The 17,877-nt window shown below is 57.7% G+C and carries 19 protein-coding genes and 1 tRNA gene; 11 read left to right on the forward strand and 9 right to left on the reverse strand.

Features of this window, described 5'->3' with window-relative positions:
- Nucleotides 1–687: an MOSC domain-containing protein gene (locus GbCGDNIH6_RS04340; RefSeq protein WP_072562976.1), complete on the forward strand. Its 687-nt coding sequence runs from the start codon at nucleotides 1–3 to the stop codon at nucleotides 685–687.
- Between the two features lie 11 nt (nucleotides 688–698).
- On the opposite strand, the gene GbCGDNIH6_RS04345 is transcribed toward GbCGDNIH6_RS04340, so the two are convergent.
- Nucleotides 699–1,373 carry a pyridoxamine 5'-phosphate oxidase family protein gene (locus GbCGDNIH6_RS04345; RefSeq protein WP_198355808.1) on the reverse strand — a complete coding sequence of 225 codons (675 nt, stop codon included), beginning with the start codon at nucleotides 1,371–1,373 and terminating at the stop codon, nucleotides 699–701.
- A 105-nt stretch (nucleotides 1,374–1,478) separates the two neighbouring features.
- On the opposite strand from GbCGDNIH6_RS04345, the gene GbCGDNIH6_RS04350 reads away from it, so the two are divergent.
- From GbCGDNIH6_RS04350 to GbCGDNIH6_RS04370, 5 genes are all read left to right on the forward strand, one after another.
- Entirely contained in the window at nucleotides 1,479–3,251 is a 1,773-nt protein-coding gene (locus GbCGDNIH6_RS04350; RefSeq protein ID WP_072562978.1) for a cation:proton antiporter domain-containing protein, read from the forward strand.
- A 205-nt stretch (nucleotides 3,252–3,456) separates the two neighbouring features.
- Complete coding sequence (locus GbCGDNIH6_RS04355; protein ID WP_072562979.1) at nucleotides 3,457–4,653, forward strand: phosphoserine transaminase; 1,197 nt, start codon at nucleotides 3,457–3,459, stop codon at nucleotides 4,651–4,653.
- Nucleotides 4,654–4,770: 117 nt separating this feature from the next.
- On the forward strand, nucleotides 4,771–5,385 hold the full coding sequence (locus GbCGDNIH6_RS04360) for a peroxiredoxin (protein ID WP_081369962.1): 615 nt from the start codon (nucleotides 4,771–4,773) through the stop codon (nucleotides 5,383–5,385).
- Between the two features lie 80 nt (nucleotides 5,386–5,465).
- The gene (locus GbCGDNIH6_RS04365) at nucleotides 5,466–5,954 is read left to right on the forward strand and encodes a hypothetical protein (protein ID WP_157692323.1); all 489 of its coding nucleotides are present in this window, start codon (nucleotides 5,466–5,468) and stop codon (nucleotides 5,952–5,954) included.
- Between the two features lie 155 nt (nucleotides 5,955–6,109).
- Entirely contained in the window at nucleotides 6,110–6,445 is a 336-nt protein-coding gene (locus GbCGDNIH6_RS04370) for a hypothetical protein (protein WP_072562981.1), read from the forward strand.
- Between the two features lie 53 nt (nucleotides 6,446–6,498).
- Here the strand turns inward: GbCGDNIH6_RS04370 and GbCGDNIH6_RS04375 are convergent, their stop codons facing one another.
- Nucleotides 6,499–7,392, reverse strand: coding sequence for a lipid kinase (locus tag GbCGDNIH6_RS04375; RefSeq protein WP_072562982.1), 894 nt, complete (start codon nucleotides 7,390–7,392; stop codon nucleotides 6,499–6,501).
- Nucleotides 7,389–7,976 (reverse strand): exopolysaccharide biosynthesis protein, encoded by a 588-nt coding sequence (locus GbCGDNIH6_RS04380; RefSeq protein ID WP_072562983.1) that lies wholly within the window; start codon nucleotides 7,974–7,976, stop codon nucleotides 7,389–7,391. The genes GbCGDNIH6_RS04375 and GbCGDNIH6_RS04380 overlap by 4 nt, the downstream gene beginning before the upstream one ends.
- 40 nt (nucleotides 7,977–8,016) lie before the next feature.
- Here GbCGDNIH6_RS04380 and GbCGDNIH6_RS12335 point away from each other — a divergent pair, with 40 nt between their 5' ends.
- The 3 genes from GbCGDNIH6_RS12335 to GbCGDNIH6_RS04390 all read left to right on the forward strand — a co-directional run bounded on the left by GbCGDNIH6_RS12335 (nucleotide 8,017) and on the right by GbCGDNIH6_RS04390 (nucleotide 10,927).
- A complete protein-coding gene (locus tag GbCGDNIH6_RS12335) occupies nucleotides 8,017–8,217 on the forward strand; it encodes a hypothetical protein (protein ID WP_157692324.1) in 201 nt (66 codons plus the stop codon).
- A gap of 76 nt (nucleotides 8,218–8,293) precedes the next feature.
- Nucleotides 8,294–9,505, forward strand: coding sequence for an ATP phosphoribosyltransferase regulatory subunit (locus GbCGDNIH6_RS04385; RefSeq protein WP_072562984.1), 1,212 nt, complete (start codon nucleotides 8,294–8,296; stop codon nucleotides 9,503–9,505).
- Between the two features lie 132 nt (nucleotides 9,506–9,637).
- On the forward strand, nucleotides 9,638–10,927 hold the full coding sequence (locus GbCGDNIH6_RS04390) for an adenylosuccinate synthase (RefSeq protein WP_072562985.1): 1,290 nt from the start codon (nucleotides 9,638–9,640) through the stop codon (nucleotides 10,925–10,927).
- Between the two features lie 72 nt (nucleotides 10,928–10,999).
- Here GbCGDNIH6_RS04390 and rpoH read toward each other — a convergent pair whose 3' ends face one another.
- Together rpoH and GbCGDNIH6_RS04400 are read right to left on the reverse strand one after the other, a co-directional pair.
- Nucleotides 11,000–11,923 carry an RNA polymerase sigma factor RpoH gene (rpoH, locus tag GbCGDNIH6_RS04395; RefSeq protein ID WP_408606543.1) on the reverse strand — a complete coding sequence of 308 codons (924 nt, stop codon included), beginning with the start codon at nucleotides 11,921–11,923 and terminating at the stop codon, nucleotides 11,000–11,002.
- Nucleotides 11,924–12,159: 236 nt separating this feature from the next.
- Nucleotides 12,160–13,152, reverse strand: a complete 993-nt coding sequence (locus GbCGDNIH6_RS04400; RefSeq protein WP_072564337.1) for an RluA family pseudouridine synthase — start codon at nucleotides 13,150–13,152, stop codon at nucleotides 12,160–12,162.
- A gap of 49 nt (nucleotides 13,153–13,201) precedes the next feature.
- Here GbCGDNIH6_RS04400 and GbCGDNIH6_RS04405 point away from each other — a divergent pair, with 49 nt between their 5' ends.
- Nucleotides 13,202–13,507 carry a hypothetical protein gene (locus GbCGDNIH6_RS04405; RefSeq protein ID WP_072562986.1) on the forward strand — a complete coding sequence of 102 codons (306 nt, stop codon included), beginning with the start codon at nucleotides 13,202–13,204 and terminating at the stop codon, nucleotides 13,505–13,507.
- Nucleotides 13,508–13,569: 62 nt separating this feature from the next.
- A tRNA-Glu gene (locus GbCGDNIH6_RS04410) sits at nucleotides 13,570–13,645 on the forward strand.
- Between the two features lie 110 nt (nucleotides 13,646–13,755).
- Here the strand turns inward: GbCGDNIH6_RS04410 and pgl are convergent.
- The 4 genes from pgl to gnd are packed head-to-tail and all read right to left on the reverse strand — an operon-like array spanning nucleotide 13,756 to nucleotide 17,832.
- Nucleotides 13,756–14,496 (reverse strand): 6-phosphogluconolactonase, encoded by a 741-nt coding sequence (gene pgl / locus GbCGDNIH6_RS04415; protein WP_072562987.1) that lies wholly within the window; start codon nucleotides 14,494–14,496, stop codon nucleotides 13,756–13,758.
- A complete protein-coding gene (locus GbCGDNIH6_RS04420) occupies nucleotides 14,493–15,296 on the reverse strand; it encodes a Cof-type HAD-IIB family hydrolase (RefSeq protein ID WP_072562988.1) in 804 nt (267 codons plus the stop codon). Before GbCGDNIH6_RS04420 ends, pgl begins: the two co-directional genes overlap by 4 nt.
- Nucleotides 15,293–16,849, reverse strand: coding sequence for a glucose-6-phosphate dehydrogenase (gene zwf / locus GbCGDNIH6_RS04425; protein ID WP_232449965.1), 1,557 nt, complete (start codon nucleotides 16,847–16,849; stop codon nucleotides 15,293–15,295). Before zwf ends, GbCGDNIH6_RS04420 begins: the two co-directional genes overlap by 4 nt.
- Before the next feature lie 5 nt (nucleotides 16,850–16,854).
- The gene (gnd, locus tag GbCGDNIH6_RS04430) at nucleotides 16,855–17,832 is read right to left on the reverse strand and encodes a phosphogluconate dehydrogenase (NAD(+)-dependent, decarboxylating) (protein WP_072562989.1); all 978 of its coding nucleotides are present in this window, start codon (nucleotides 17,830–17,832) and stop codon (nucleotides 16,855–16,857) included.
- Between the last annotated feature and the right edge of the window lie 45 nt (nucleotides 17,833–17,877).

A 17,877-nucleotide genomic window follows, 5' to 3' on the forward strand; every position in this document is an offset into this window, starting at 1 on the left:
ATGAAACATCTGAATGGCTCCCTGCTGCATGTTCTGATTGGACGCTCTGCTCCATTGGGGGAGCGGCAGGTGCCGAGCGCGATCGACAAACGCCCGGTTGCGGGTGCCTTGCAGGCATATTGGAACGGGTTCGCTGAGGACGATCAGGCGGATCGCCGCGTTCATGGTGGCCCCGACAAGGCGCTGCATCACTATCCGGTCGAGCATTATGCCATTTGGAGACAGGAAGAAGGGGAACACCCTTTGCTTCGTCCCGGCGGCTTTGGCGAGAACTTATCCTCCCTTGGGATCATGGAGGAGGATGTGGCGCTGGGGGATGTGTTCCGCCTTGGGGGTGCCTTGCTGGAGGTCTCGCAGTCGCGTCAGCCTTGCTGGAAGCTGAATGCACGCTTCGGCCTCAGAAAAATGGCGCTGCGTGTGCAGGAAACCGGGCGTACGGGCTGGTATTATCGGGTGCTGGAAGAAGGGACGATCCGTGCCGGGGATCGGTTCCAGCTTCTTGAGCGTCGCTCTCCTGCATGGACGCTGCGGCGCGTATGGAACGTGCTGTATGTCGATTCGCTGAACCGGGATGAGCTGTCGGAGATGGCCGCGCTGCCGCATCTGCCGGAAGGCTGGCGACGCGCCGTGCTGCGCCGGCTGGAAGTCGGGGCAGTCGAGGACTGGTCATCCCGCCTGAATGGATGAATTGTTTATCTTCAGCCCCCGTTTTCAAGCGCGCGGCATCGCGCGTAGAGATCGAAATTCTCCTTTTCCAACTTGGCAATTCTCGCTTCCAGCGCTGCAATGCGGGCAGCCATTGCCTGCACGGGAATTTTGATTGGGATATGCGCCGCACAGTTTGAATCCCAGGCAGTGACATGCATGATGAAAGCCTGAAGCGGATGCCCGGCATAGGAATCGACGCGCAGCCTGTCCAGCAAAGCGGGGTCGTCATCAACCATACGAGCCTTACCCCATATCTTGACCCTGTGGCGTTCCTCATAATCCATCAGAAACAGGCAGCATTTTGGATTTTCCGACAGATTGCCGGTGGTGATGTACTGTCGGTTTCCCTTCAGATCGGCGAAACCCAGCGTTGAACGGTCCAGAACCCGCAGAAAACCAACTGTTCCACCACGGTGCTGTATGTAAGGCTGTCCACTGGCGCTGGAGGTCGCGAGGTAAAAGCTGTCCCGTTCGGCAATGAAATCGGCAAGAGGCTGGTCAATGCTGGATCGGAATGTTTTCTGGCGGAGCGCCTGATAGGAGCCGAATCGTTTCTGGGCGTTCTCCGTTGCCTGAGAAAACACAGTCTGGCGGGTGCCATTCGAAGCGGAAGACTGCCTATCCTGTGCTGTCATGCTTTCTGCCGGAGGTTCAGTTCGGGTCATATTTTTTTATCACAAGCCGGTGAGGAAAAAAGACAAAGTAAAATCTCGCCCCATTGCGATCTGGCACGTTACACTCAGAATGCAACGAGAACAGGGGGCCGTATCATGGCGCATGACAATAATCTGATTGCCATGATCGTGATCGGTTTCGGGCTGGCCTTTCTGTTTGGAACGGCGGCGCATCGGCTGCGTCTGCCTCCGCTGGTCGGGTATCTGTTGGCGGGCGTGGCGCTGGGGCCTTTTACGCCGGGCTTTGTTGCGGATCAGACACTCAGTTCGCAACTGGCCGAAATCGGTGTGATTCTGTTGATGTTCGGCACGGGGCTCCATTTTTCCGTCAAGGATTTGCAGGCGGTCAAAAATATTGCTGTGCCGGGCGCCTTGTTGCAGCTTTCCTTTACCTGCCTGCTGGGATTTGGTGCCGCGTTGTTGTTCGGCTGGTCGGTGGGGGCAGCGATCGTCTTTGGCTTCTGCCTTTCTGTCGCCAGCACTGTCGTGCTGATGCGTGCACTGCAGGACCGCCACCTGATGGAAACAGCCAAGGGGCGTCATGCCATTGGTTGGCTGATTATCCAGGATCTGGTTACGGTCCTTATTCTGGTGCTGCTGCCTGCGCTGACAGGAGTAATGAAGGGGGGGCAGATTGATGTTCTGCCGCTGCTGGAAACCATTGGTCTGACGCTTGGCAAAGTCATCGCTTTCATCGTGCTGATGATGGTGATCGGCAAGCGCGTGATCCCCATGGTGCTGCACTATGCCGCGCATACCGGTTCGCGCGAGATTTTCCGTCTTGCGGTGCTGGCGATTGCCTTGACCGTTGCATTCACAGCTTCTGAACTGTTCGGCGTTTCTTTCGCACTGGGAGCATTTTTTGCCGGCGTGGTGCTGAGCGAAAGCCAGCTCAGCCAACGTGCGGCAGAGGAAAGCCTGCCGCTGCGTGATGCATTTGCGGTGCTGTTTTTCGTTTCCGTTGGCATGCTGGTTAATCCGTCTATCCTGATCCGTCAGCCGGTGGAGGTGATGGTTACGGTTGCGGTGGTTGTGATTGGCACGCCGCTGGTGACATTTATGATCCTGCGCGCCCTCCGCCAGTCCATGAGCGCATCGATGATGATTGCCGCCGGACTGGGACAGATTGGCGAGTTCTCCTTCATTTTGGCGTCGCTCGGTGTTTCTCTCGGGCTGATGCCAAAGGAGGGACAGGATATGATCCTGGGTGCCTCCATCATCTCGATCTTCCTCAATCCTCTGCTGTTTTCCTTCTATGAGCGGCGGCGTCAGGCCGTTGCAGCCGCTCAGCAGGAGACAGTAAACGCGTTGACTACGCCAACAGAAGACAAGATCCCCGCTCAGCCAGAGAGCGAAGAGCCGGACGATACGCCGGTTCCAACCACACTCCGGCAGCATGCCGTTCTGGTTGGGGCAGGCCGTGTCGGTGGCCTGATTGCCGCTGCCCTGCTAGAAGGCGGCAAGCCGCTGGTTGTCATTGAAGAAAATAACGAGCTTGCCCGTAACCTGCGCGATCATGGGGCTGATGTGTTCCTCGGCAATGCCGCCGGTGGGAATGTTCTCGATCTTGCCAATGTGACTGAAGCGAGGCTGTTGCTGATCGCAATCCCCAATGCATTCGAGGCCGGACAGATAGTCGAACAGGCTCGCCAGCGGAATCCACATCTGGAGATCGTCTGCCGGGCGCATTTCGATGATGAAGTCCGCCATCTGCAGGAGTACGGGGCTGATTTCGTGGTGATGGGGGAGCGTGAAATTGCGCTGGCCATGCTGAACCGTGCCGAAACGGTCGAGGTCCGGCACGATGAAAATCCCGATGAGGCCTCTCCAAGCCTCGGCTTTTCAGCTGTTGCCCCGACTGATGTCTGAGCATCGATCAGTGAGAAATCTGGGCAGGGATTATGAAGCACCCATGCTCCGGCAGCCCAGCCGTTCGGTTTTGGCATAACCATGCCTTTGTGGCGAAGAGTAGAGCCTGTTCCGTACAGGTCGCCTGTGTTCAATGCCAATGACCGCTATGGTCAAAAGGTTCTGGCATGGTGACCCGGTACGGTAACAAGGAGCGTTTCCTCTCATGGCTCTCTCAGCGAAGCCGGTCCAGCGTCCGGCCAATCCGCAATTCTCCTCCGGCCCATGCACCAAGCATCCCGGTTGGTCGCTCGCGGCGCTGGATGTATCCCTATTGGGTCGTAACCACCGTATGGTCGCGCCGAAGGCCCGTCTGAACGAAGTGATCCGTCGCAGCCATGCGCTGTTGGAGCTTCCTGCCGACTGGATCGTCGGGCTGGTTCCGGCCTCCGATACCGGTGCGGTGGAAATGGCGCTCTGGTCGATGCTCGGGGCGCGTGGCGTGGACGTGCTGGCTTGGGAAACCTTTACTGAAATGTGGGCTGTGGATGTCGGCACGCAGCTCAATCTGACTGATTATCGGCTGTTCCGCGCTCCATGGGGTGAACTTCCTGATCTATCGGCAGTCGATGCCCTGAACCGTGATATCGTCTTCGCTTGGAACGGTACCGCAGCCGGGGTAAAAATGCCCGATGCGGACTGGATCCCGGCTGATCGCAAAGGGTTGACGATCTGCGATGCGACCTCGGCTGCATTTGCGATGGAATTGCCATGGGACAAGCTCGATGTCGTCACATGGTCCTGGCAGAAAGTGCTGGGTGGAGAAGCCGCGCATGGCATGATCGCGTTGTCGCCTCGCGCGGTCGACCGTTTGCTGACCTTCCAGCCGCAGCGCCCCCTGCCGAAGATTTTCCGCCTGACCGAACCCGGCCCGGATGGTAAGCCCCGGTTGATTGATAGTCTTTTCCAGGGTGAGACCATCAATACCCCCTCCATGCTTTGCGTCGAGGATGCGATGTCAGCCATCGCATGGGCGGAGCGTATCGGTGGTGTGAAGGCGCTGATCGCGCGCAGTCAGGCGAATTTCGCGGCGGTGGAACGCTGGGTTGCCCGCACCCCGTGGATTGATTTTCTTGCAAAGAACCCTGCTACACGCGCCACGACCTCCATCACCCTTCGTCCTGTGTCACCGTGGTTTACAGCGCTGGATGTGGTGGAACAGGCTGCGGCGGTAAAGCGGATGGTGTCGTTGATCGAGGCGGAAGGAGCCGGGTTCGACTTCGCCAATTATCGTGATGCCCCTTCCGGGTTCCGCATCTGGGGTGGGGCGACGGTTGAAACGGCTGATGTCGAATGTCTGCTGGGCTGGATCGACTGGGCCTATGCTCAGGTGCAGTCGGAATACGTGCAAAAGGCTGCCTGATCGCAGCTGCTTCAGAAGTTTGAACAAATGGGCCGGATGTAAACCTTGGAGGGGATGCATCTGGCCCGCTGTTTGCTGCGTTCATGCCCGGTAATGTGATTGAGCAGTGAGGGCAGTATGAAGTTCCCAGCCTGGTTGGCTCCCGGTTTTCTTGCGGGATGGGTGGCTCTGACGGGGCTGACAACGGTCTGTCTGTCTGAGAATGCGCAGGCGGAGCTGGCGGAAGGGCAGCAGGCCCCCGATTTTTCTCTGGAGGCTGCGCTGGCCGGAAAGACATTCCGTTTTTCTTTGGCCGAGGCGCTCAGGCGTGGTCCGGTGGTAGTTTATTTCTACCCGGCTGCTTTTACCTCCGGCTGTACGCAGGAGGCCCATGATTTCGCCGAGGCCATGCCGCGTTTCAAAGCCCAGAATGCCACGGTCATCGGGGTATCGGGGGATGCGCTGACAACCCTTGAAAAATTCTCTGAGTCCGCGTGCGGCGGGAAATTTGCGGTGGCGGCAGATCCGGATCGTACCGTGCTGAGGCAGTATCAGGTGCTTCCGGATGCGCTCAGCATGCATGCCACCCGTACCTCATACGTGATCGTGCCGGGTGCTGCGGGACAGCCTGGTCGGATCATCTACGTCTATACGGATGGTAATCCAGAGAAACATGTTTCCAACACCCTGCATGCCTTGCAGCAATGGCAGTCTCACCCGTCCGGCCATGAGGAACAGGTCAGGTCACACTGACGGTTCACGCGGGTTCGTGATAACGGGTATGATCCTCCGCTTTTCGGGGATGGCCTGATCCAATCCGGCGATGACGCCTGATGAAACAGACTCAGAAGCGGGTAGAGTGGACGATGGATAACCGTTCCTTGATGATCGTGTGGTTTGTCGGAGCCGTGATCGCCCTGACGATTTACGCGCTTGACCCTGGCAGTTTGTTCGTAATGCTGGCTGAACTGGTGGAAACGGTCCAATCCCATATCATGGATCTGTTGGCGACGCTGGGGGTCCGGCTGGAGAATCTGATACGGGCATCAGCCATCGCCCTGTATTTTGTTTTTATTGTTCTCGGCTTTCTTGCTCTGCGCTCCGGATTAAAGGCGAAGGCGGCCCTGCTGGTAGTATCGGGGGTCTTTTTCTTGTTGGTCGGATCTCCCGGCGGATGGGGCGGCCCGAATAATGGGGGACACTGGGGTGCCGCCTGCCTGCTGAGCGGAGTAGGTGCCCTGACCATGACAAGACGTATTCTGCTGGCCTCTCACATGGAATTGCGGGAGGGTTCTGCCGGTTGGGAGCGGAAGTTGCCTTGAAGAGACCGGCTTTGGATGCAGGACGATATGCAGGGTGAGGGCTGGCGCTAAAACCTCTTTCGCGTTTTATCTACGCGGCCCGGTTTGCGGCTTGCATTCTCTCTGGACGGTGTTTCCCGTGGCCGGGAACGTCACTGGCATGAAAAGGTAAGGTCATGATGCGTCTATTCGTTTTTGCTCTGCTCACCGTCTCCGTTCTGCCTGCCATGGCGCAGGCCGCCGATACGGGCTGGAAGCCATCGAAATGCGGGGCAGAGCCGTCGGCCCCGGCCATCGACCTCAGCAACTACGCTAAATACGGCGAGAGCGTAAAAAAGGTGAACCAGTACCAGAAAGATGCACAGACCTATAATACCTGTGTCCGCAATGAGGCGAAGACGGAAATGGATGCCATCAGTAAATCCGCCAGCACTATTCAGAAAGGTATCTGGGACAATTTCAGCAAATACAATGCGGCCTTCAAGGAAGCTGAAAGCAAGACAAAAAAGTAATCTTTGCAGGATAGCATCAGGACCGGCCCTGTTTGAATGCCGGTCCATGTTATTTACGGCCCGAATACGCGCACTGCCCGACGCCGGACAATAAAATCGGCTGGCGTGCGTGTTGTGATCTCACCATCTGTATTAATGCTGCGAGGATGTCTGGTGCGTACTTCCAGAGCCTCCTCTGACAGGGTTATGACCTCACGCCAGCGTCCCTGTGTTCCCCGCCACAGGGCCGGTAACAGGCGGATCAGCCCCCATGCGCTTTCAACTTCCAGACTCCACACATCCAGCTTGCCGTCATCGATAGAGGCATCTTCGCTGACCGTCATTCCTCCGCCATAATGGCGTCCGTTACCGATGGCCAGATGAAGTGTTTTAGTGACCGTCGTCGTTCCACCGTGACGGATCTCAGCATGAAAGGGACGCAGGCGCCGTGCGACCCGCATGGCTGCGATCGGGTAACCGAATATTCCAAACCGTTTTTTCGAGTCGCTGGTGAGCGCACGGGTCAGGGCGACGCCGAACCCGATACTGGCGACATTGAAAAAGGGCACTCCATTGACTTCACCCAGATCAATCAGATGCTGCTTGCCCTGTGCTATGATGCGTGCGGCCTGCTCCGGGTTGGTAGGGATATTCAGTGTTCGTGCCAGATCATTCGCGGTGCCCAGCGGGATAATGCCTAAGGGAAGCTGCGTCTCCATCAGAGCTGGGGCGGCGGCATTCAGCGTTCCGTCACCACCGCCGATCACGGCACAGTCGATAGAGTCGCGCAGGTGGAGCAGACTGTGGTTGATGTCATCTGGACCCTGGCAGGATGGTATTTCGACCTTTATCCCTTGGGCTTCCAAAGCGGCGATGACTTGATCGGCCGCATTCCGTCCCTTGCGGCTTTCCCTGTTGATGAACAGGGCGGCTCGCCGTGGTGGAGCAAACTCGGCTTTATCATTCATGCTGCCAGTCCGATCAGATGCAGGATGGCGGTATAGCCGAGCATCACCAGCGCAATATCGGCTGCCAGCGCTACCAGAGCCATGATCCAGCCTACTGTAATCCAACGTCCATCCTGAACGAAAACACCGGTGGCAGAGACCAGCAGGGCCGCCGCAGGGAGCATATTGCCCAGTGGAATCGGCAGGATAATAAGGATTGCATTGCTCAGGCAGGCAAGCCCGGTCAGCTTCTGCCATATCCCGTCCATGGCCCAAAGCCAGCCCGGCCTGCTGTGACGGCCCAGCCAGTTCAAAGGCCGCTCCAAACGCTTGAGGACGGCATTGATATCGTGCCTTGCCATGCTTCTGCGACGCAGAAAATCAGGCATCCAGAGATGATCCCCGCGAATCATCAGGCCGATGGAGATGATACAGGTAGCACTCCCGAAAACAGGTGCGGGTCCGGGTATCAGCATGGCCAGCCCGAGCAGCAACAGGATCAGACCCGGCCCGCTGCTGCCCGCATGATCGGACAGGGCACCCAGCCCGATCCGGCTGCTGGTGGGATCGGCACTGCCATCAACAATGCCATAGAGATTTGTCACGAGATTGCTCTGACGGGGTGGCGGGCCAGAGGGCGGTGACGTGGCTGACGATGGCGACACGATGAAAACGGGTCTTTCTGTTGAGGATCGTAACGAGACCGCAAAGGGGTTCCGTACTCTGAAACGGTTCTGGAACCATCAGGTTGCCGCATGGGCCTGTCAGGTGTCACGGTCAATAGGTGTGGCAAGGGGCGTTGTGAGGGCTATCATCGGCAGTGAGGCGACCTGTTTGACGCTATAATTCTGCTGGACAGAGGAGAATTGCCAAACTCCTGCCTTCCTGATGGTGCTGGACGGATGCTATAGCCCCGGGCGGCATGAGCGACATCACATCCAATAAGGCGCTGCTCCCGTCGGGACTGCGCGATCTGCTGCCTCCCGAGGCGGAGGCAGAGGCCGTTTGCGTAGCGACCCTGATGGGGGTTTTCTCGGCGCATGGTTATCGCCGGGTCAAGCCGCCCCTGATAGAGTTCGAAGAAACCCTGTTCGCCGGAGCGGGTGGCGCTGTATCAGATCAGTCTTTCCGGCTGATGGACCCGGACAGCCATCGGATGATGGCGGTCAGACCCGATATCACACCCCAGATTGCGCGTATCGCGACCACAAGGCTGGCCGAGGCTGCGCGTCCGTTGCGGCTGTGCTATGCCGGGGAATGTGTGCGGGTCAGCCCCGGTTCCCTTTCCGCCGACCGTCAGGTTTCTCAGGCCGGGATAGAATTGATCGGAGTGGATACGCCTTCTGCCGATGCGGAGCTTATTCTGGTCGCGCGGGAAGCTTTGGCGGCAGCTGGCCTTACGCGGGTCAGCTTCGATCTGACGCTGCCTTCTCTGGTACCGGTGCTGCTGGGTCAGGCCAAGCAGACAGATGGCAATCTGAAACCCCTTCTGCATGCGTTGGATCGCAAGGATGCGGCCGAAGTGAAGAAACAGGCCGATCGCATTGTCGGGCCCGCTATCGCCGATATTCTGGGTGATCTGCTGTTATCTGCCGGTCCGGCAGCGGGCGCGCTGGCAGCGCTGCAACGGGCTGCATTGCCGGATGAGGCACAGGCTCTGGCTGAGCGTCTGGCGGCAACGGTGGGCGAAATCCGCGTCAGTGCGCCTGATCTCCGTCTGACGATTGATCCTGTTGAATTCCGTGGCTTCCGTTATCATACCGGTATCTGCATGACGGTTTATGCCCCCGGAGGCGGTGCGCCAGGTGTGGGGCAGGAGTTGGGTGGCGGTGGCCGCTATATGTGTCAGGGGGAAGCAGGTCCGGAATCAGCATCCGGTCTGACTCTGTATCCGGAAGCCATTCTGATGGCAATCGCCTCCAAACATCGCCCTGTCCGTGTATATGTTCCGGTGGGTGCCAATGCCGATCGCGCTGCGGCGTTGCGGCGTCAGGGCTTTGTGACGGTGGCGGCCCTGGATGGTGTTGCCGGCGCTCATGCATCGGATCACTTCGTAGCGGCACGGCAGCAGGGCTGTGCGCATGTCCTTGCTGACAGTGCGTTGGTGGCTGTGCCGGATGCGCTGGACAGCTGATTTTGCTTCTTTGCCTGCCGGTCTGATCCCGATGATATGTCAGGAGCATGCCGGAGTGGTGTTTTCTGCGCGCAAGCGCATTGTGGATGGCGGGTTATAGAGCAGCCTGCCTGATTTCATGGAGTAACGCGCATGGCCAATGTTGCCGTGATCGGCGCCCAGTGGGGTGACGAAGGAAAAGGCAAGGTCGTGGACTGGCTCGCCAGCCGCGCCGATGTCGTGGTTCGTTTCCAGGGTGGCCATAATGCGGGCCATACGCTGGTGGTCGGTGATCAGACTTACAAGCTGTCCCTGCTGCCCAGCGGGCTGGTGCGAGGCAAGCTTGGCATTATCGGCAATGGCGTGGTGGTCGATCCGGAGGCGTTGCTGTCTGAAATCGCGCGGGTTTCCGCTCAAGGGTTGGCCGTAGGGCCGGAGACCTTGCGGATTGCCGATAATGCGACGCTGATCCTGCCGCTACACGGTGCTATCGACCGTGCGCGGGAGCAGGCGAGGGGTGACAGCAAGATCGGCACCACAGGCCGCGGCATCGGCCCTGCTTATGAGGATAAGGTTGCCCGCCGCGCGATCCGTATCGCCGATCTGGCCGAGCCGGAAACCCTGTCCGCCAAGCTGGATGAGCTGCTGTTACATCACAACACCCTTCTGGCCGGGTTGGGTGCTGAAACTTTCGAGAAGCAGACGCTGCTCGATCAGCTTCTCATGCTGGCACCGAAAATTCTGCCTTATGCGGAACCGGTGTGGGAACGGCTGGATGAGATCAAGCGGGCCGGACAGCGCATCCTGTTCGAAGGTGCGCAGGCGGTGATGCTGGATGTCGATCACGGCACCTATCCGTTTGTGACCAGCAGCAACACCATCGCGGCGACAGCAGCCGGCGGCTCCGGCATGGGGCCAAGCGCGGTCGATTTTGTACTCGGTATTGCCAAGGCCTATTCCACCCGTGTCGGCTCTGGTCCGTTCCCGACCGAATTGTTTGACGAAACCGGCGAACTGCTTGGTGATCGCGGCCATGAATTCGGCACCGTCACCGGTCGCCGCCGTCGCTGCGGCTGGTTCGATGCGGTGCTGGTGCGGCAGGCGGTGAAGGTCGGCGGTATTCAGGGGCTGGCACTGACCAAGCTGGATGTGCTGGACGGTCTGCCGGAGCTGAAAATCTGCACCGGCTATCAGATCAATGGCGAGACATTCCGGCGTTTGCCTGCTTCTCCGGCGGCTCAGGCGGCAGCGAAGCCGGTTTATGAGTCGATGGAAGGCTGGTCCGGCTCCACGCAAGGTGCGCGCTCATGGGCCGATCTTCCTGCGCAGGCCATCAAATATGTCCGGCGGATCGAGGAACTGACCGAGGTTCCGGTCACGCTGCTTTCCACCAGCCCGGATCGGGATGATACCATTCTGGTGAAAGACCCGTTCGAGGGTTGAGCGCCTGTAAAAACGGCCCGGTTGAAAAACCGGGCCGTTTGTCTGTTCGAGGGGAGGGCAGAAGAAAGACGATCAGGCTGCGGTGGCGCGTTGATAGTCCTCGACCTTCTGATCCGCTATGCGGCGCTGTTCGATGACTTCGGCTTTCATCGCCTTCTGAAGCTTCTCGAAAGCGCGCACCTCAATCTGCCGCACCCGCTCGCGCGAGATATTGTAGTGCTGCGACAGATCTTCGAGCGTGGTCGGCTCGTCTTTCAGACGCCGCTCGGTCAGGATATGGCGTTCGCGGTCGTTCAAGGTTTTCAGGGCATTGGCCAACAGGGTTTTGCGGCCACCCAGCTCCTCAGTATCCGCGAGCACGGTTTCCTGTGTCTCGGCATCATCGACCAGCCAGTCCTGCCACTCTCCTTCGCCTTCCTGACGCAGCGGAGCGTTCAGGCTGTGATCCGGGGCGGACATGCGGCGGTTCATCTGCACCACATCCTGCTCCGGCACATTCAGCGAGGTAGCGATTTTGGACACCTGCTCCGGCTTCAGATCGCCATCGTCAATGGCCTGCATCTGCCCCTTCAGACGGCGAAGGTTGAAGAACAGTTTTTTCTGAGCCGCAGTCGTACCCATTTTCACCAGCGACCAGCTATGCAGGATATATTCCTGAATAGCGGCTCTGATCCACCACATCGCATAGGTTGCCAGACGGAAGCCGCGATCCGGATCGAACCGGCGGACTGCCTGCATCATTCCGACATTGCCTTCGCTGATGAGTTCACCAACGGGCAGGCCATAGCCACGATAACCCATAGCAATTTTGGCGACGAGACGAAGATGGGAGGTGACAAGCCGATGGGCCGCACCCATATCTTCTGTGTCACGCCAGCGGCGCGACAGGTCCAACTCCTCCTCAGGGGTGAGCATGGGATATTTGCGAATTTCCTGAAGGTAACGGGAAAGGTTGCCCTCAGGAGCGATTTTAATGACGGCAGAGGCCACGGACAGGCTCCTTTCGTCTGGCGATGTGCTGTGTCCTGCCCATGATAAGGCGCAGAAGGCGCATCGGTTCCGGAGGATAAGCCGGAAAGGGTGTCCAGAAGACCTTATGGCCGCTTCATCATCCCTGCATGAGGCAATGGTAAAGACGACAGGCCGACACGGTGGGGCACCCCACAGCACCGTGTCTATGTAGAAAAGATAAAGGACCAATCTGGTCCGGTCAACATTAAAATTATGATAAACTATGAATTATGATCGAGTAAATCGATGAGGCTCATCATATCTTCCGGCAAAGGCGTCTCGAAACGCAGGCTTTCACTGGTTCGGGGGTGCCTGAACCCTAGCACGCCGGCATGGAGGGCCTGGCGGGGAAAGTCGAGCAGAGCGTTTTTGACATCCTGATCCAGACTCTTTGCGACGGCTGGAATGCGGCGCAGATAGACCGGATCACCGATGATGGGGTGTCCGTTCGCTGAGAGATGCACGCGGATTTGATGAGTGCGCCCGGTTGCAAGCTTGCATTCCAGCCGTGTGACAGCGCCATGCCATGTTGCCATGGTGCGGTAATGGGTCAGTGCAGGTTTGCCGCCATGACGGACAATGGCCATGCGCTTGCGATCTCTTGAGTCACGTCCGATAGCACCTTCAATATCGCTTTCTCGGGGCGAAGGGACACCCCATGCGAGTGCAGTATACAGCCTTTCCAGATCACGCGCCGCAAATAGTGCGGAAAGGGCTGCCAGAGCAAACTCCGTCTTGGCGACGACCATGACGCCGGACGTATCCTTATCCAGACGATGCACAATGCCGGGGCGCTTTTCTCCACCGATTCCGGGCAGGTTCTCCCCGCAATAGGCCAGCAGCGCATTGACCAGCGTGCCGTCTGGACTACCGGGGGCTGGATGCACTACCATGCCAGCCGGTTTGTCGAGCACAATCAGATCGTCATCCTCGAACAGGATCGGGAAGGCGATGTGCTGAGCAATGGGAGTGGCCGGAGCAAGGGCGGGCAGACGCAGCCGGTACAGGCTGCCGGGACGAACCATCTCTGCCGGTCCACGGACCCGTTGCCCATCACGATGGACCGCGCCGCTCTCGATCAGTGATTTCAGCCGGGAGCGGCTCATATCGGGCAGATGGATGGCCAGAAAACGGTCGATCCGCTCCGGCGCCGCATCGGAGGGCGCAGAGACCGTTATTTCTGCTTGGCTTGGATCGTTCGGGGTGGCAGGCATGGGGCGCGGATAGCGCAATTATGATCGGTTAGGAAAGACAAGGACATTCATGCAGCAGCTTCTGAAGGCCGCCGTTATTCTGATGGGTGTTCTGATCGTTGCGGGAGTGGTCGCTCTGGCCATCCTGATCCCGCAGCGTATGGGCGGTGCTGGCTGGTTTCAGCAGGGCGCGCAGTCCATCTCGGTTCCGGCTCCGTCCGGTTCCCGCATTGCCAGTGTCGGGCTGAGCGACAAGAGGCTGGCACTCCATCTGCAAGGGGGTGGTCCTGATCGTGTGGTAATCGTCGATATGGCGACCGGCGCCGTGCGTGCGCAGATCGTTCTGGCCCCACAGATTCCTGAGACAGCCAGATAAAGGGCGGCGGCCTCTTGCGTCGACAGGAGGCCGCATGTATAGAGCGCCCCTCACAATGCCTCGTCCCATTCGTCTAGAGGCCTAGGACACCGCCCTCTCACGGCGGCAACAGGGGTTCGAATCCCCTATGGGACGCCATTGAAATCATTAAATATTTTGAGTTATGCACAGATATTTAGAGGATGGTTTGACCATCTAAATATCAGAGATGTTCTTTTTGTTTAAACAGTCCCTAAAGGAACCAGCCTCTATTCGGGACTGGCGGCTCCGTCGGCGGTAAACCAGATCACCTGACCATGCGGGCGTAGATGCGCGGCGGGAACGTCGGTGGTGCCTTCACGAACAGCTTTGATAATCTCCGCTTTCCCTTTGCCCGTGACCAGAAAAGCGATCACGGATGCACTTTCCAGAGCGGGATAAGTAAGGCTGATCCTGACCTCCGGGCGGCCTTCCGATACGGCGGCAACCCATTTTTCGCGCTCTTTCAAAATGGGCTGGCCGGGAATGAGGGACGCTGTATGGCCGTCCTCACCGAGGCCTAGAAACACGACGTCGAAAAATGGCTTTTCCGGATCAAGCGTATCTGTCCCATAATCCGCCTTCATCCTCGCTTCATAGCGTTCAGCGATGACGACCGGATCGCCTTCTCCCGGAATGGGAAAAACATTGCTGGGCGGAATGTCGATACGGGACAGCAAAGCTTCGTTCGTCATGTGGAAGTTACTGTCGGGGTCATCATGCGGAACGAAGCGCTCATCACCCCAATAAAGATGCACCCTGCTCCAGTCGATCTGCTTGTTCCACGGGGCCTGAGCAAGAGTCTGATAGAGTTTCCTGGGGGTTGATCCGCCAGACAGCGCGATACGCACCGGAGCCTGAGATTTCTGGATGCGCTCGGCCAGCCACGCGGCAACATGGTCAGCAAGAGCCTGTGCCGTATCCAGTACGACGAGTTTTCCTGGCAATGCAGCCGCATCGGGATTGATCATGAGAGAAAATGCTCCTCCATTGCTTTCGCGAACCCTTCATCCTCGACGGAACTGGTAACGGCGCTGGCTTCCGCCTTAACCTCATCATCCGCCTGGCCCATAGCAATGCTGAATCCGGCGACTGTGAACATTTCCACATCATTTGCTGAATCGCCGATGACCGCGATCTGCACAGGTTCAATGCCGTAATATTCAGCGAGATAACGCACCACGCCGCCTTTGTTGGCATCGGGATGAGTGATATCGAGATAATAAGGCTGCGAACGATTGACTGACGCCTGATTGCCGAGTGTGGTCTTGATATGCCGTTCAGCCCTTTTGACGCGTTCGCCATCGTCACTGACGCCCACGATCTTCACAGTGTCGTTCAGGAGTGAAAACAGATCGTCGGTCACGTCTGGATCGGATTGTGTGGTCCAGGCTTCCCGTTCTACATGCGGGGCATCAGGATTGCGCAGATACCACTGCTTCTCCGTGTAAACCCAGATATCCAGACCGGCCTCTTCCAGCATCTCGACAGTCTGCTTCGCAGCATTCAGATGGAGGGTGCGGGCCAGAATGGGATGAAGTGCGGTATCTGTGATCATGCCACCATTGAAGCCCGCGATCGGTGTATCAAGGGCGAGAGGCTCAAACAGCATCCGCATCCCGACCGGAGGGCGGCCACTGGTCACGGCGAATTTGATCCCCTTATCCCGCAACGCCTGCACCGCCTTGATTGCTCGCGGGGTCAGAACTTTCTGTTTGGTGACGAGGGTATTATCGACATCGCTCAGAACAAGCCGGATATTCTGGCTCATGAATTAAGATCCCTCCACTGGAACCCGTCTTTTGCCAGTAAGTCATCGGCTTCTTTCGGGCCGTTGCTGCCGGATGCGTAGTTCGGGAAATCAGGCGTCTGCCTGGCCCATGCATCCAGAATGGGCTGTACGATCCTCCAGCCTGCCTCGACGAAATCGGCACGTTGGAACAGTGTGGCATCGCCCATCATGCAGTCATAGATCAGCGTTTCATAGCCGGTCGTCGGACGACGTTCGAAGAAATCAGAATACCGGAAATCGCTCGATACCTGTTTCACCTGCACGGTCGGCCCGGGAACCTTGGCGTTGAAATCAATCGACATGCCATCATTTGGGCTGATGCGAATGACAATCTGATTGGGTGGCAGATTTTCGATGCCGGTGTCACGGAACAGCGTGAACGGAGGGCGCCGGAGTTGCAGCACAATTTCGGTGCAGCGTTCGCTCATATGCTTGCCGGTGCGCAGATAGAAAGGCGTCTTGCCCCAGCGCCAGTTGTCGATCATCAACTTGATGGCAACGAACGTTTCAGTCGCTGAATGCGGATCCACATTCAGCTCGGAACGATATCCCTGAACGTCTGTGTCTTTTACGGTACCGGAACCGTACTGGCCGCGGACGGCATTGTCGGCCACATCTTCCTCCGTCATCAGGCGAACAGCCTGAAGGACTTTGGCTTTTTCGGACCGCACTGCATCTGCATCGAATGAAACGGGAGGCTCCATCGCCGTCACAGCCAGCAGCTGGAACAGATGGTTGGGCACCATATCCCGCAAGGCGCCGGCATGGTCGTAGAAGCCGCCACGCTTTTCAACACCGACCGTTTCCGCGGCGGTAATCTGCACATGTTCAATGAAGTGGTTGTTCCACAGATTTTCGAACACGCCATTTCCAAAGCGCATCATCATGATGTTCTGGACGGTTTCCTTGCCCAGAAAATGATCAATCCGGTAAACCTGATTTTCCTTCAAAATGCCGAGGATTTTTTTATTCAGATCCTGTGCTGATCCAAGATCATGGCCAAAAGGCTTCTCGACGATGACACGACGCCACGGCCCTTCATCTTTCTGCTCGGTCAGTCCAGCGGAGCCAAGTTGTTCGATAACCTGCGCAAAAAATCTGTCTGCAACAGCGAGGTAGAACAGGCGGTTGCCATCACGCAGAGACTGCCCCAGATTTTTAAATGTCTGACTGTCGGAGAAATCACCTTTGACATAGGTGAAGCGATCCATAAGCCATTTCCAGGCATCTTCGTCGATGGAATCCGTTTCGAACTCAACACCTTTTTTGCCGATAAAGGAATGGATCATATCGGTCAGCTGTTTGCGCCAGCTTTCCGTATCCAGATCGGCGATATCGACGCCCACAACCCGAAAATCATCCGGCAGCATTTTTGATGCTGCCAGACTGTAGAGTGAGGGGGTCACCAGACGTTTCGTCAGATCACCACCTGCCCCGAAAATAACCATGTCGCAGGCAGGAGCGGGCTGGAATACGGTGCTGTTGGTTTCAGCCTGCGCCCGCGTGCAGCCCATTTTGGGAATGGAGGACATGACGATCAGCCTTTCTGCTCGACATGTCCCCCGAAGCCGAAGCGCATGGCAGAGAGCATCTTCTCCGCAAAGCTATGCTCCTCGCGGGAGCGGAAGCGGGTATACAGCGCGGCACTGAGCACAGGGGCCGGAACGGCTTCCTCGATAGCGGCATTGATGGTCCAACGACCTTCACCGGAATCGGAGACGGAGCCGGAAAAATTATCCAGTGTCGGGTGCTGTGCAAGCGACATGGCGGTCAGATCCAGCAGCCAGGACGAAATCACACTGCCCCGCCGCCAGACCTCGGCGATATCGGTGGTGTTCAGCTCGAATCGCTCATCTTCCGGCAGTTCGGGGGAGTTCTTGTTATGCAGAATATCGAAGCCTTCAGCATAAGCCTGCATAATTCCGTACTCGATGCCGTTATGGACCATCTTGACGAAATGGCCTGCCCCGGCCGGCCCGCAATGCAGATAGCCTTCCTCGGCACGGGCATCGAACCCTTCGCGATGCGGTGTACGTTCGATCGTACCGATACCGGGGGCCAGCGTCTTCAGAACAGAATCGATCCGCTCTACAACCGGCTTATCCCCACCGATCATCATACAATAGCCACGCTCCAGCCCCCATACGCCACCGGATGTGCCCACATCGACGTAATGAATGCCTTTTTCGCGCAGGGATTTGGCGCGGCGAATATCGTCTTTATAGAAAGTGTTGCCGCCATCAATGATGACATCATCACTGCTGAGCAAAGAGGAAAGTTCGGTGATGGTGGCTTCCGTAATCTCCCCCGCTGGCAGCATGACCCATACTGTGCGCGGCGCATCCAGTTTGGAGACGAGATCGGACAGGGATGATGCTCCGGTTGCACCTTCATCTGACAATTTGGACACGACATCAGCGGCACGATCATAGACGACAGTCTTGTGTCCGTCCCGCATCAGGCGACGCACGATATTGCCGCCCATACGGCCCAGTCCGATAACGCCGATCTGCATGGTTCATCAGTCCTTCTGGCTTTGGTCTGCCCCGGCAGAGAATGG

This window comes from Granulibacter bethesdensis, assembly GCF_001889525.1.
GTDB classification, from domain to species: Bacteria; Pseudomonadota; Alphaproteobacteria; order Acetobacterales; family Acetobacteraceae; genus Granulibacter; species Granulibacter bethesdensis_C.

Excerpts from the sequence above, each read along its gene's own strand:
- GbCGDNIH6_RS04370 (WP_072562981.1), top strand. The coding sequence starts at position 6,110 with ATGATGCGTCTATTCGTTTTTGCTCTGCTCACCGTCTCCGTTCTGCCT.
- GbCGDNIH6_RS04375 (WP_072562982.1), bottom strand. The coding sequence starts at position 7,392 with ATGAATGATAAAGCCGAGTTTGCTCCACCACGGCGAGCCGCCCTGTTC.
- GbCGDNIH6_RS04345 (WP_198355808.1), bottom strand. The coding sequence starts at position 1,373 with ATGACCCGAACTGAACCTCCGGCAGAAAGCATGACAGCACAGGATAGG.
- GbCGDNIH6_RS04390 (WP_072562985.1), top strand. The coding sequence starts at position 9,638 with ATGGCCAATGTTGCCGTGATCGGCGCCCAGTGGGGTGACGAAGGAAAA.
- GbCGDNIH6_RS04360 (WP_081369962.1), top strand. The coding sequence starts at position 4,771 with ATGAAGTTCCCAGCCTGGTTGGCTCCCGGTTTTCTTGCGGGATGGGTG.
- GbCGDNIH6_RS04355 (WP_072562979.1), top strand. The coding sequence starts at position 3,457 with ATGGCTCTCTCAGCGAAGCCGGTCCAGCGTCCGGCCAATCCGCAATTC.
- GbCGDNIH6_RS04350 (WP_072562978.1), top strand. The coding sequence starts at position 1,479 with ATGGCGCATGACAATAATCTGATTGCCATGATCGTGATCGGTTTCGGG.
- gnd (WP_072562989.1), bottom strand. The coding sequence starts at position 17,832 with ATGCAGATCGGCGTTATCGGACTGGGCCGTATGGGCGGCAATATCGTG.
- pgl (WP_072562987.1), bottom strand. The coding sequence starts at position 14,496 with ATGATCAATCCCGATGCGGCTGCATTGCCAGGAAAACTCGTCGTACTG.
- GbCGDNIH6_RS04385 (WP_072562984.1), top strand. The coding sequence starts at position 8,294 with ATGAGCGACATCACATCCAATAAGGCGCTGCTCCCGTCGGGACTGCGC.
- zwf (WP_232449965.1), bottom strand. The coding sequence starts at position 16,849 with ATGTCCTCCATTCCCAAAATGGGCTGCACGCGGGCGCAGGCTGAAACC.
- GbCGDNIH6_RS04340 (WP_072562976.1), top strand. The coding sequence starts at position 1 with ATGAAACATCTGAATGGCTCCCTGCTGCATGTTCTGATTGGACGCTCT.
- GbCGDNIH6_RS04400 (WP_072564337.1), bottom strand. The coding sequence starts at position 13,152 with ATGCCTGCCACCCCGAACGATCCAAGCCAAGCAGAAATAACGGTCTCT.
- GbCGDNIH6_RS04405 (WP_072562986.1), top strand. The coding sequence starts at position 13,202 with ATGCAGCAGCTTCTGAAGGCCGCCGTTATTCTGATGGGTGTTCTGATC.
- GbCGDNIH6_RS04365 (WP_157692323.1), top strand. The coding sequence starts at position 5,466 with ATGAAACAGACTCAGAAGCGGGTAGAGTGGACGATGGATAACCGTTCC.
- GbCGDNIH6_RS04420 (WP_072562988.1), bottom strand. The coding sequence starts at position 15,296 with ATGAGCCAGAATATCCGGCTTGTTCTGAGCGATGTCGATAATACCCTC.